This is a genomic window from Pseudomonas sp. H2_A10 (assembly GCF_054680085.1).
This window is the reverse complement of record NZ_CP162821.1, coordinates 3136728-3150406: the sequence shown is the minus strand read 5'-3', so window position 1 is coordinate 3150406 and position 13679 is coordinate 3136728. Positions and strand designations below refer to the sequence as shown.

Sequence of the window (13679 nt, the reverse complement as noted above, 5' to 3'; positions counted from 1 at the left end):
CCTTCTGCTATCTCTATTGCATAACAAGAATAAAAAGCACCAAACCTAATAAAAATAAGACGAAACGACTCTGACATAACAAAAACAACACGGCAGAGACGCAGCTAACAGATTTTTTTGGAGAAGATGTGCTTCGCAGGGTACGGCTTGCCGAAACCCGCAACCGGTTAGAGAACAATAAAACTACCTCAGGTAGCTACCCACTGGTTGGATCGTTTACGAAGAAGCAGATCAGCGCTCAAAAAAATACGTTTGCTCTTGACCCCGAATGGGGGTCGCCAAAAACAGCAACAAAGGGCCACGGCTGCCAAAAACAACAACAGGCCGCCCCTCAATAATAAAAAAGAGCACGCAACGACACATTAAAGGGGACCTTCGGGTCCCCTTTGTGTTTTCCGGTGGGTATTTCAGAGCTGCGAGCCATGCTCCGCAGCGTGATTATTGAGCACTTTTCGCGTCAATAGTGTTAGCCCCAGTTTTTCCTCTCTCCTTCGCGCGATGCTGAGCGCGTCCATCTGCTTCACATAAAAGTCACTTTGCATCGAGCCATCGACCAAAATTTCTTCGCGGCTCATGCCCAGCGTACTGACCACTGTGTCAACCGCCCTGTCTCGTTCCGTTTGCCAGGCCTCCCTTGCCGCTTGATCCGCTTGAGCACCGGGCCCCTCCTGCAACCTCGACAGCTCATACAGCGCATCGCTCTTTTCATCTATCAGCTTGATTGCGGGGGCTGTCAGCATTTGCAACTCATCGTTGTAGTGCGTACGCAGGTATCTGTCCCAGAATGTTTGTTCAACCAGAAACGTTTCCCGGTCGCCGCTGACAGCTTCGGCTGTCAGCACTTGCGTGTAGGCGTCATCGATGGCCGCCTGGCCCACATTGGCCGTCTGAGAAAACAGCATGTTCCGCGACTTGACCGGTAAACCCAACTTGTCCGCCAACCCAATTCGATACGCCAGAATCACTTCACTCTGCTCTGTAAACGCCGCGCCTCTGGCGATCACATCTCGTTGCGCAATGTCATCTACCAACTTCAGTCGAAACAGTTTTTTCGAAGCGTTCAACAACTGATCCTTGAGCGCCGGTCCCTCTGCCAGCTCCATGACGTTCAGCACGAACAGTTCACGCTCCAGGTTCATGAACTCAAGCGTACTGCCATCACCACACGTGGCCCTGTCATCGGCAATCACGAATAACTCATTGCGAATACGCTCGTTTTCGCTGACCGCCTTGAGCATCTCCCAGACACGCGCTCTCAATTGCGGTCGAGTGGCCGCGCTGCGGTATTCGGCAGAGCGTGTGGTATCGGCCACTACCGTCAGCAATGCACTCGATTCCGGATTGGCCGTGAGCGAGTCCCAGATCGTTTCATAGCGTGATCGCTCGATCTGTTCCAAGTCGCGCAGCCATGACTCCCGCCCTTCGGCAGCCGTAACATGCTCCCAGTTCGGTTGAACCACAGGGGCCTGGAGACCCAGCCGCTGGAGCGTCTGTGCGGATAACGGATTGTCGTGCAGATTGATTCGTGCAGGTTGTTCGAACACGTAATCGGGCAGCGTGCTGATCTGATTGGTATGCAAATCGATATCGACAAGCTGCGGCAAATGCTGCACACCTGTGGGGAATGTTCTTGTCCCGGTACGGCGCAGGTTGAGCCGGTTCAGGCTTCGCAGGCCGCTCAGGTCTGGGGCCCACCCCAGCAGGGTGTTATGGGAAAGGTCGAGGATTTGCAGGCTATGCAGGCTCTCAAGGCGGGCGGTCGACTGTTCGGTCAGGCGAATATCGTTGGCGCTCAGGTTCAGCTCAGTGAGGTTGACGCCGCCATTGGCAAACTCCGGCAATTGGGTCAGGTTATTATTTTCGAGCAGCAGCCGTCGCAAGCCGCCAAAGGCCCGCAAGAACCCCGCCGACTCATCGCTCAACGCCATACGGCTCAAACGCAGATCGCTCACATGGTCCATATTTGCGCTGATCGCGGGGAGCTCTTCGATCATCTCGTCAGACAAATCCAGGGTATGCGCTCCTGCAAATGCCTGGGTGGTGCTGCGCTGCCAAGCAAGTTTGAGGGTGCTGGCGACCCTGCGCCTGGCCCTTGCATAACCCGAACCCGCCTCGTCAACCCATGTGCTAAGCACCGTTTGGAGTTGTTCAAACTCAACCCCAAGCTCAGTCAGCTTCGCGTGGAAGTCAGCGTCGCTACGCCCCTCAAATCCCAAAAAGGCGCGCACCTCTTCAAGCGTCCTGGAGGGATAGATTTTCACCGCCGCAAGCTCAAGTGCCAGAGGTCGCTGCGAGGCGCCCCCCACAGGGCTCAATGGATAACCGAAACGCCCATCGGCAAGGCGCATGGGGGATTTGTAACCTGGCTTGATGGGTTGTAGCGCTAATGCACGCCGGGCCTGCGCGTCGTTCAAAGGTTGTCTCATAAGCTCAAGCTTCAGCGCCTGAGTGTCGGCGTGCAGCCGTTCCCAACTGGTGAACTTACCCCCTGCGGCGAACCAGAGGGCGCTGTAGAAAGCGTCTTTATCGGTTCGGGCGTACAGCGTTTTACCGGACTCATCCACAACTTCCCAATGTGCCAGGGTGACCCGAACCAACCGGCGCTGTAGGGGAGCATCCTTGCTGCCAACACGATCGAGCAGCGCGCCGGTGAGGCTGTCGGCACGTAACTCGATGCCGATTGCCTCCAATCTACCAGGCATGGCCGCCAGCGTGTGCAGGGCCAGTTGCACAGTATCCATTGTGAGAGGGCCGTCAAAATTAAGCGCGGCATGCGCCCGCAGGATGCGTAAGCGCGGCAAGTAGCGGCGCGCCTCTTCCGCCAGCCGCAACGGCACGCGTGAGTGCTGCGTCATGTGTGCCAGCTCCTCGCTGTTGGCATTGGCCAGCAATTCTTCGATGACCAGTTTGGGCAGGCCAGGAAAGGAGCGCTGGATCCGCTGCACGTTGCTGTCAACGGACAGGTCCCCGGACGCAATGTCGCGCTCAATGATTTCACTGCGGTACTCAGTTGCCAGTTGCAGCAAACGACGCTGGTAGGTGACAAGCCTTTTGGCGTCGGAAGGCGCTTCAAGCGCCCTCTTGGCGAGAGGGCGTTGCAAGTGATCCGGCAGCTCGACCTCTGTCTCACCGACGAGGGTATCGAGTCTTACCGTATCGCGCGCAATGCCTTCATCCAATAACTGACGAGCTTCCGTCAGCTCCAGCTGTGCCAGGAGCGACGGCAGGATACGCCCAGCAAGCACGTCCTGTTCGTGCAGCAGCACGACTGGCTTTTCTGTGTATCCCTTATAAGAACTCCACACGGCGTCTCCCGCCGCATTGTCAATCCGCAGCTCCTTGGTGTCAGGCCACACACCCTTACGCATGATCAAATTGAGTTGCTCATAGCCGGCTACGCGCGTAAGCGCTTGCGGGTCCGTACTGCGCAGATTATCGAGCAATGCCTGGTGTCTGGCGCTTGCCTCGAAGTGTCTCAGGGCTTCCCTGAACAGCGGTGGGGGTAACTGCTGGTCAATATAGATGCCACGCAGCGCTTCATCCGTCACCCCGCTCATGACCCTGAGCTGTTCCAGGTCTGTATCGCTCAAGGCGTCGACACTGTGCCCTATACGGCGTAACAACGTCTTACGGTCCCAGGTGAGGGGCTGTTCGAACTCATGCACCCAGGCGCCGCCGCCGTTATGCCGAATACGCGGTGAATACAGCGAAGCGTCGTCTGGATGGACAAGCCGGATATCGTTATGGCTGCCTGCGACTTTGTAGTGCCCGCCCTCCACCGGCAGATAGCTTTCGCCCGCATGCGCGTATAACCCTCGGGCATCCGGCTTGAGTTCGGCAGGCAGGGTAACCGTGTGCCTGAAGGCCCTCAGATCGGAATCAAACAAGCGTACTCTTGCGCCCCCGAGTTCGACACGGACCAGGCGTTTGACGAACGCCGACTCCTTGGCCACCAGCAGTGCCTTGGGAACCGCCAGCCCCGCCACACCCAGCAATACCGTCGAGAAATGCGCCCAGCCCTCTTGTACTTGCCCCTCGGACCACGACTCGATGCCTTCGAAAAGCTCATAGGACATTTGCAGCGCTCCGACGACCAGCATGACTTCGCCAAGACCCGGCACCACAAGCCCGGCCAGGTTCAGAATGTCCAGCAGCCTGTTTCCCCACAACGACAGCCTGGCGCGTGCGACACGATTATCCATGTCCCCCGTCGAAACGGCTGCGGTACTGCAGTTGGCCATGATCAAACGGACTTTCTGCACCGCGCTGTCCTGCCACACATCCTTTAATGACGGACCGTAGCCGTAGTCGGCCGGGCTAAAGATTCTGCGCTTGGAAGCCGGGGCGAAATCCTCGGATTGAGTGAACTTTCCCTCAGGGTCAAGCAGTGTCTTGAGCTTGGTGAAAAACGCCTGCTGCTCGGAAAGCGGCACGAACTGGCTGAAGAACGTCCGGTATTCGGCCTTGCACAAACGCGTGGTCAGATCATCGGCAAACCAGCCGAGATTGGGATATTCCTTCAATACACATTCCGGATCGCCCGGAATGTAGACCCAGCATCGCCGGGGCTGAAGCGAAGCATTCCTGAAGTGGGCTTTAAACACTACGGGCCCGATGACCAGAATATTTTCCAGCGCCAATGCGCACAGCGAGAACCTGGAGAACTTAATATCCTCCCCATCCAACTGCCGGCCGCGATGGTTAACCAGGATGTCCTTGATCAAGGCATGACCATCATTCTGGATGTCCTGCTTCATCACCGCGATCTGCGCGGCCAGCTCCAGCTGGTTGCGATGCGCGGTAATCATCGCGCTGTAGAGTTTACCGGCGGCTGCCCCCGGGATTGTCGAGGTGATCCGGGCATTGAGCGTGGTACGCACATGCGCGTAATACTTCGCCCCCAGGTCCAGTGTCCTGCACATGCGGGCAAACTCGTGAGCCTTGATTCCCACCGGCACAGACCTGACGTTGCCCGCATCCGGCCATGCCCGCAATGAACGCCGATGAAAGGGGTATCGGGTAATCAGGTGGCAGTCCTGGCAGACAGGCACACTGGTTTCGTCTTCGCTGAAGTTGCTTAGTGCCGCTTCCAGCAGGCTAACCCCTTTATAGGAGTAGAACTCTGACGCCAGTGGCGACTCACGACTTCGGGACGCTTCAGCGGACAGGCGCTCGCATTCCTTTTGTTCTATCTTGCGTGCATAAAAAGTCTGCCTGACGTCCAATTGAACGCCGAAGGTTTTCTTGATGGCCTCGACCAGCAAGGGTTCGGCAAAGTCAGTGACACTGTTCAACCCGACCAGCAGTTGATCCAGCTGATTCAATGAGCGCCGGCTACGTATATGGATCGCCTTGAGCGCGTCCCTGGCTGACTCCGGTGCGTGCCTGTACCAACCCGGAATGTTCAGCGGCTGGAGGGCCAATTGTGTTTTGTGTTCCGCCAGCGCGTCGGTGTACCAGTCGGGTGTGTTGTCTGTGATGGTGTGAAGGTGAACGTTTTGTTCATTCTGGCCTGAAGTGGTCTGTGTCACGAGCATAACCCTGGGGGAGCGAAATAGATTCGCTACCCTAGGCTGTGGCACCGGCACACAGGCGGCACACGAGTATCGCCCTGCGTATGCCGAAGTGTGTCAAGCGCGGCCGAGTTCCTTCAGGGTGATCTCACGCATCCGAAACTTCTGGATCTTGCCTGTCACCGTCATGGGAAACGCCTCCACGAACTTGAAATACCTCGGCGTCTTGAAGTGCGCGATGCGGCCCTTGCACCAGTTCTGAAGCTCAAGCTCGTTGACCATATGGCCTGAATGACATTTGACCCAGGCGACGATCTCTTCGCCGTAACGCTCATCGGGAATACCGATGACCTGCACGTCCGCCACCGCCGGATGGGTGAAGAAAAACTCCTCCAATTCCCGCGGATACACGTTCTCGCCGCCACGGATGATCATGTCCTTGTTACGCCCCGCGATGCACACGTAACCCTGCTCGTCCATGGTCGCCAGGTCGCCGGTGTGCATCCAGCCGGCCTCGTCAATAGCGTCGCGGGTGCCTTCGGGGTTGTTCCAGTAGCTGAGCATCACGCTGTAGCCTCGGGTGCACAACTCGCCAATCTCACCGCGCGCGACCGTGTTGCCATCGCCGTCGATAATCTTGTGTTCCAAGTGCGGCTGGGTGCGGCCGACCGTGGTGACGCGGCGTTCCAAGTCGTCCGTGGCAGCGGTCTGCAACGACACCGGGCTGGTTTCGGTCATGCCGTAGGCGATTTGTACTTCGCCCATGTGCAACTCATTGATGACCCGGCGCATCACTTCGATGGGGCATGTGGCGCCGGCCATGATGCCGGTGCGCAGGCTGGACAATTCAAACTCGCCCCGCCGTGGGTGGTCGAGCAAGGCGATAAACATGGTAGGCACGCCGTACAGGCCGGTAGCGCGCTCCGCGGCGATGGCGGTGAGGGTCAGCAGCGGGTCGAAGCCGTCATTGGGGTAGATCATGGTGGTGCCGTGGGTGATGCAACCCAGGTTGCCCATCACCATCGCGAAACAGTGATACAGCGGCACCGGGATCACCAGGCGATCCCGCGCAGTCAGGCCCAGGCTTTCGCCGACCATGTAGCCGTTGTTGAGGAGGTTGTGGTGACTGAGGGTGGCACCCTTGGGGAAGCCGGTGGTGCCGGAGGTGTACTGGATATTCACGGGCTGGTCGACATGCAGGCTGGCCTGGCGGCGGTGCACTTGCTCGGGCGGCACACCCGCGCCGAGGGCCGTCAGTTGCGACCAGGGCAAGAACCCCGAAGGTGGGTTGGGGTCAAGGCTGATGAGGCCGCGCAGATCGGGCTTCAGCTCTTGAAGCATCGCGTGGTAATCGGAGGTTTTGAACGACCCGGCACATACCAGCCATTGGCAACCGGATTGCTTGAGCACGTAGTCCAGCTCACTGCTGCGGTAGGCCGGGTTGATATTCACCAGGATCACCCCGAGCTTGGCGCTGGCGACCTGGCTGATGCACCACTCGGCACAATTGGGCGCCCAGATCCCCAGGCGGTCGCCGGCCCGCATGCCCAACGCCAGGAATGCACGGGCGTGCAGTTCAACCGTTTCGGCCAGTTGCCGCCAGGTATAGCGGCGCTGCTGATGACGCACCACAAGGGCTTCGCCGTCGGGGTATTGCGCCACCGTGTGATCGAAGGCCTGGCCAATGGTCATGGCCAGTAAGGGCTTATCCTGAGAGCCACTGCTGTAGCTCGGGTGCGGTTGATCCATAACGACCCCTGTTGTCTTTTTTGTAGGTTGACGTGAACGTAAACTACGATTGACAGCGCCGTAACGCAAGCTTACGTTAACGTAAAGGTGAGCGCCCTCCCCTGGCGCGCCATCGACACAACAACAACGCTGACATTAAGGTGCCTGTCCATGAGTTACCCGTCCCTGAACTTCGCCCTTGGCGAAACCATCGACATGCTGCGCGACCAGGTGCAGTCCTTTGTGGCCAAGGAAATCGCTCCCCGCGCGGCACAGATCGACATCGATAACCTGTTCCCCGCCGACCTGTGGCGCAAGTTCGGAGACATGGGCCTGTTGGGGATCACCGTGGCGGAAGAATATGGTGGCGCAGGGCTGGGCTACCTGGCCCACGTGGTCGCCATGGAAGAAATCAGCCGTGGCTCGGCTTCGGTGGCACTGTCCTACGGCGCGCACTCGAACTTGTGCGTGAACCAGATCAACCGCAACGGCAACCACGAACAGAAACTCAACTACCTGCCCAAACTGATCAGCGGCGAACACGTCGGCGCCCTGGCCATGAGCGAGCCGAATGCCGGCTCCGATGTGGTCTCGATGAAGCTGCGCGCCGACAAACGTGGCGACCATTACGTGCTCAATGGCAGCAAGACCTGGATCACCAACGGTCCCGACGCCAACACCTATGTGATCTACGCCAAGACCGACCTGGACAAGGGCCCGCATGGCATCACCGCATTTATCGTCGAGCGCGACTGGAAAGGCTTCAGCCGCAGCAACAAATTCGACAAGCTGGGCATGCGCGGCTCCAATACCTGTGAGCTGTTTTTCGACGACGTCGAAGTGCCGCAGGAGAACATCCTCGGCGTACTCAACGGTGGCGTTAAAGTGCTGATGAGCGGCCTCGACTACGAACGCGTGGTGCTCTCCGGCGGCCCCACCGGGATCATGCAGGCCTGCATGGACCTGATCGTGCCCTATATCCATGACCGCAAGCAGTTCGGCCAGAGCATCGGCGAGTTCCAGCTGATCCAGGGCAAGGTCGCCGACATGTACACCCAACTCAACGCCAGCCGTGCCTACCTCTACGCGGTTGCGCAGGCCTGCGAGCGCGGCGAAACCACACGCAAGGACGCCGCCGGGGTGATCCTGTACAGCGCCGAACGCGCCACGCAAATGGCCCTGGATGCCATCCAGATTCTGGGCGGGAATGGCTATATCAATGAGTTCCCCGCCGGGCGCTTGCTGCGTGACGCCAAGCTGTACGAAATCGGCGCCGGCACCAGTGAGATTCGGCGGATGCTGATCGGGCGCGAACTGTTCAACGAAACCCGCTGAGGGAACGCGCCATGGCCACCCTGCACACCCAACTCAACCCGCGCTCGGCGGAATTCGCCGCCAACAGCGCGGCAATGCGCCAACAGGTCGACGCCCTGCACACCTTGCTCGCCCACGTGCAGCAAGGCGGCGGCGCCAAGGCTCAGGAGCGGCATACCTCACGGGGCAAGCTGCTGCCGCGCGAGCGCATCAACCGCCTGCTGGACCCCGGCTCGCCGTTTCTGGAACTCAGCCAATTGGCCGCTCACCAAGTGTATGGCGAGGATGTGCCCGCCGCCGGGGTGATCGCCGGGATCGGCCGCGTGGAGGGCGTCGAATGCATGATCGTCGCCAACGACGCCACGGTGAAAGGCGGCTCGTACTACCCACTCACGGTGAAAAAACATCTGCGCGCCCAAGCCATCGCCGAGCAGAACCGCCTGCCGTGCATCTACCTGGTGGACTCCGGCGGCGCCAACCTGCCGCGTCAGGACGAAGTGTTCCCCGACCGAGAACACTTCGGGCGCATCTTCTTCAATCAGGCCAACATGAGTGCCCAGGGCATCCCGCAGATCGCCGTGGTGATGGGCTCATGCACCGCCGGTGGCGCGTATGTACCGGCCATGGCCGACGAAGCAATTATGGTGCGCCACCAGGCCACCATCTTCCTCGCCGGCCCGCCGCTGGTGAAAGCCGCCACCGGTGAAGTGGTCAGCGCCGAAGACCTTGGCGGTGCCGATGTGCACTGCAAGGTCTCCGGCGTGGCCGACCACTATGCCGACAGCGACGAACACGCCCTGGCCCTGGCCCGGCGCAGCGTGGCCAACCTCAACTGGCGCAAGCACGGCCAATTGGCCCAGCGCGTGCCGATGGCGCCGCTGTACAGCGGCGAAGAGTTGTATGGCGTGATCCCGGCCGATGCCAAGCAGCCGTTCGACGTGCGCGAAGTAATCGCGCGGCTGGTGGACGGTTCGGTGTTCGATGAGTTCAAGGCGCTGTTCGGCACCACCTTGGTGTGCGGTTTTGCGCACCTGCACGGCTACCCGATTGCAATCCTGGCCAACAACGGGATTCTGTTCGCCGAAGCGGCGCAAAAGGGCGCGCACTTTATCGAACTGGCCTGCCAACGCGGAATCCCGCTGCTGTTCCTGCAGAACATCACCGGTTTTATGGTCGGGCAAAAATACGAAGCCGGCGGCATCGCCAAGCATGGCGCCAAACTGGTCACTGCCGTGGCTTGCGCCAAGGTGCCGAAATTCACCGTGATCATCGGCGGCAGCTTTGGCGCCGGTAACTACGGCATGTGCGGCCGCGCCTACGACCCGCGTTTTTTGTGGATGTGGCCCAACGCGCGCATTGGTGTGATGGGCGCCGAGCAGGCCGCCGGGGTGCTGGTGCAGGTCAAGCGTGAGCAGGCCGAGCGGGCCGGTAACCCCTTCAGTGCCGAGGAGGAAGCGGCGATCAAACAGCCGATCCTCGACCAGTATGAAACCCAGGGTCACCCCTACTATTCCAGCGCGCGCCTATGGGATGACGGCGTGATCGACCCGTTGCAGACCCGCGATGTGCTGGCCCTGGCCCTCTGCGCCGCGCTGAACGCCCCCATCGAGCCGAGCCGCTTCGGCGTGTTCCGCATGTAACTGGAGCTGTACCCCATGAGCGATTTCAACACCCTCGAACTGATCACCGACCGCCGTGGTTTTGCCACGCTGTGGCTCAGTCGTGAAGCCAAGAACAACGCGTTCAACGCCGAAATGATCCGCGAACTGATCATCGCCCTCGACCACGTGCAAGGCGATGCCTCCCTGCGTTTCCTGGTGCTGCGCGGGCGCGGCAAGCACTTCAGCGCCGGCGCCGACCTGGCCTGGATGCAGCAGTCGGCCGAGCTGGATTACCACACCAACCTCGACGACGCGCGCGAACTGGCCGAGCTGATGTACAACCTGGCCAAGCTGAAAATCCCTACCCTGGCGGTGGTGCAAGGGGCGGCTTATGGTGGCGCGCTGGGCTTGATCAGTTGCTGCGACATGGCCATCGGCGCCGACGACGCGCAGTTCTGTCTGTCGGAAGTGCGTATCGACCTGGCACCGGCGGTGATCAGTCCCTTCGTGGTGCAGGCCATCGGCGAGCGTGCGGCGCGGCGCTATGCCCTTACCGCCGAACGCTTTGGCGGCCAGCGTGCGCGGGACATCGGCCTGCTCGCGGAAAGCTATCCGGCGGGCGAGCTGGACACGCACGTGGAACAGTGGATCGCCAACCTGCTGCACAACAGCCCCGCCGCGATGCGCGCCAGCAAAGACTTACTGCGTGAAGTGGGTAACGGCGCCCTCACCCCTGCCCTGCGTCGCTATTGCGAAAATGCCATCGCACGGATTCGCGTCAGCGCCGAAGGCCAGGAAGGCTTGAGAGCCTTCCTGCAAAAACGTGCGCCCAGTTGGCAACCGCAGGAGCCGCGCTCATGAGCACGTTGACCACCTTACTGGTGGCGAACCGTGGCGAAATCGCCTGCCGGGTGATGCGTACCGCCAAGGCCATGGGCTTGACCACGGTCGCCGTGCACAGCGCCATCGACCGCGACGCGCGACACAGCCGCGAGGCTGATGTCCGCGTCGACCTGGGCGGCAGCAAGGCCACGGAGAGCTACCTGCAAATCGACAAGCTCATCGCCGCCGCCCAGGCCAGCGGGGCCCAGGCGATTCATCCGGGCTACGGCTTCCTGTCCGAAAACGCCGCCTTTGCCCGCGCGATTGAAGCCGCGGGCCTGATCTTCCTCGGCCCACCCGCCTCGGCCATCGACGCCATGGGCAGCAAATCCGCCGCCAAGGCGCTGATGGAGACCGCCGGCGTGCCACTGGTACCGGGTTATCACGGCGAAGCCCAGGACCTGGAGACTTTCCGCGAAGCCTGCGCACGCATCGGTTACCCGGTACTGCTCAAGGCCACAGCCGGTGGCGGCGGCAAGGGCATGAAGGTGGTCGAGCACGTCGACCAACTCGCCGAAGCCCTGGCCTCGGCCCAGCGTGAAGCCCTGTCGTCCTTTGGCAATGGGCAGATGCTGGTGGAGAAATACCTGCTCAAGCCACGCCATGTGGAGATCCAGGTATTTGCCGATCAACACGGGCATTGCCTGTACCTCAACGAGCGGGATTGCTCGATCCAACGTCGCCATCAAAAAGTCGTCGAAGAAGCACCGGCACCGGGGTTGAGCGTTGAACAACGCCGGGCCATGGGCGAAGCCGCCGTACGGGCGGCCCAGGCTATTGGCTACGTAGGCGCCGGCACGGTGGAGTTCTTGCTGGACGCACGCGGCGAGTTCTTTTTCATGGAAATGAACACGCGGTTGCAGGTGGAGCACCCGGTGACCGAGGCGATTACCGGCCTGGACCTGGTAGCCTGGCAGATTCGCGTGGCCCAGGGCGAAGCGCTGCCGCTCACCCAGGAACAAGTGCCGCTGATCGGCCACGCGATTGAAGTGCGCTTGTATGCCGAAGATCCGACCCATGACTTCCTGCCCGCCACCGGGCATCTGGCGCTGTATCGCGAATCGGCACCCGGTGCGGGCCGCCGGGTAGACAGCGGTGTCGAGCAAGGTGACAGCGTATCGCCCTTTTACGACCCGATGCTCGGCAAGCTGATTGCCTGGGGCGAGGACCGTGAACAGGCACGCCTGCGCTTGCTGAGTATGCTCGATGAATTTGCCGTCGGCGGGCTGAAGACCAACCTGGGGTTCCTGCGGCGCATCATCGGGCACCCGGCGTTTGCAACCGCGCAGTTGGATACCGGGTTTATTCCACGTTATCAGGATGAGTTGCTACCGCCACCCGGTGAATTGAGCGATGAGTTCTGGCAGGCGGCGGGCGCGGCCTTTATGCAGAGCTTGCCCGTGGCTGAAGGGCCGTGGGCGGATAGACGTGGTTTTCGTGCCGGTTTGCCCGCCGAGGTGTCGTTGCACCTGAGCTGCAACGGGCAGGATCGGTTGGTGACGTTGGCGGCAGATGCTGCGCAGTTGCAGGGCGAACAGTTGCTGATCGAGCGTCAGGGCGTGCGCCGTTCACACTTGGCGGTGCGTCGCGCGGGGGCGGTGTTTTTGCGTTGGGATGGCGAGATGCAGTGCGTCAGCCTGTTCGACCCGATTGCAGCGGTGGAGGCCAGCCAGTCTCACCAGGGAGGCCTCACGGCGCCAATGAACGGCAGCATCGTACGGGTGCTGGTGGACATTGGCCAAGCGGTCGAAGCCGGCGCGCAACTGGTGGTATTGGAGGCAATGAAAATGGAGCACAGCATCCGCGCGCCCCAGGCGGGGGTGGTCAAGGCGCTGTTCTGCCAGGAGGGCGAAATGGTTGCCGAGGGGTGCGCACTGGTGGAGCTCGAAACAGTCGGCTAGAACTTCGCGGTGGCCTGCACCACGACGCCAAGGATGCGGCAATCGGCGTCAAACAGCTGTTTCGGATAAGTGGGGTTGAGCGGCACCAGGTAGCGCTGGCCGCTCTCTTCCAGTAGCTGGCGGAACGTCGCGTGAGGCCGGTCAGCCCATTGGGCGACCACCAAATTGCCGGGCTCGGCGCTAAGGGCCGGATCCACCAGGATCATCATGCCCGCAGCGATGCTCAGGCCGCTGGGTGCGGTCATGGCATCGCCTGTAACCGGCAGCCAGAAGGCGTCGCCTCGCGCATGGTAGTCGGTCGTTTCGAAACGCGCGGCGCCGTAGGCCTGGCGTTCTTCGCGGACTTCGCACAGGCCACTCCAGTCGTTGACCGGGTAACGAAAATACGGGTTGTACTGTGTTGACAGGGCTGGTGCGTCGCGGGCCTTTTCGCGGACTTCCTGCACCACTTCCAGATAACCCAGGCCCAGTTCTTCGAGCACCCGGTTCATGTCCGCCAGGCTCGGCACGCGGCGTTTGTTGAGCCAATGGCCGACGCCGCCCTGGGACATGCCCAAGCGTTCAGCCAGCTCACCCTGCGTGACCTTGCGGTCTTTCATGTTGGCCTTGACCAACGCTATCCAGTTATCCATGGGGCCAGACAATACGTCAGGTATTTTTCAGGGCAATAAACAGTTTGTAGTAATCCACGAAACGACATTAATACGACACGTACTATCATCAGGCATAAGGTTTTCGAC

The 13679-nt window shown here is 60.6% G+C and carries 7 protein-coding genes; 4 read left to right on the top strand and 3 right to left on the bottom strand.

Annotation, left to right across the window (positions count from 1 at the left end; genetic code table 11):
- Window positions 1-407: 407 nt before the first annotated feature.
- Together AB4O23_RS14660 and AB4O23_RS14655 are read right to left on the bottom strand one after the other, a co-directional pair.
- Window positions 408-5531, bottom strand: coding sequence for an NEL-type E3 ubiquitin ligase domain-containing protein (locus AB4O23_RS14660; RefSeq protein ID WP_460063741.1), 5124 nt, complete (start codon window positions 5529-5531; stop codon window positions 408-410).
- A 99-nt stretch (window positions 5532-5630) separates the two neighbouring features.
- Window positions 5631-7262: an AMP-binding protein gene (locus AB4O23_RS14655; protein WP_065877482.1), complete on the bottom strand. Its 1632-nt coding sequence runs from the start codon at window positions 7260-7262 to the stop codon at window positions 5631-5633.
- Window positions 7263-7412: 150 nt separating this feature from the next.
- Here AB4O23_RS14655 and AB4O23_RS14650 point away from each other — a divergent pair, with 150 nt between their 5' ends.
- The 4 genes from AB4O23_RS14650 to AB4O23_RS14635 are packed head-to-tail and all read left to right on the top strand — an operon-like array spanning window position 7413 to window position 12939.
- Window positions 7413-8576: an isovaleryl-CoA dehydrogenase gene (locus AB4O23_RS14650; RefSeq protein ID WP_017527120.1), complete on the top strand. Its 1164-nt coding sequence runs from the start codon at window positions 7413-7415 to the stop codon at window positions 8574-8576.
- An 11-nt stretch (window positions 8577-8587) separates the two neighbouring features.
- Entirely contained in the window at window positions 8588-10195 is a 1608-nt protein-coding gene (locus AB4O23_RS14645) for a carboxyl transferase domain-containing protein (protein ID WP_065877484.1), read from the top strand.
- A 15-nt stretch (window positions 10196-10210) separates the two neighbouring features.
- On the top strand, window positions 10211-11017 hold the full coding sequence (locus AB4O23_RS14640; protein WP_460069594.1) for a gamma-carboxygeranoyl-CoA hydratase: 807 nt from the start codon (window positions 10211-10213) through the stop codon (window positions 11015-11017).
- The gene (locus AB4O23_RS14635; protein WP_065877488.1) at window positions 11014-12939 is read left to right on the top strand and encodes an acetyl/propionyl/methylcrotonyl-CoA carboxylase subunit alpha; all 1926 of its coding nucleotides are present in this window, start codon (window positions 11014-11016) and stop codon (window positions 12937-12939) included. Before AB4O23_RS14640 ends, AB4O23_RS14635 begins: the two co-directional genes overlap by 4 nt.
- Here the strand turns inward: AB4O23_RS14635 and AB4O23_RS14630 are convergent.
- Window positions 12936-13571 carry a LexA family protein gene (locus tag AB4O23_RS14630; RefSeq protein WP_065877490.1) on the bottom strand — a complete coding sequence of 212 codons (636 nt, stop codon included), beginning with the start codon at window positions 13569-13571 and terminating at the stop codon, window positions 12936-12938. The two genes, AB4O23_RS14635 and AB4O23_RS14630, sit on opposite strands and share 4 nt — an antisense overlap.
- Window positions 13572-13679: the final 108 nt, after the last annotated feature.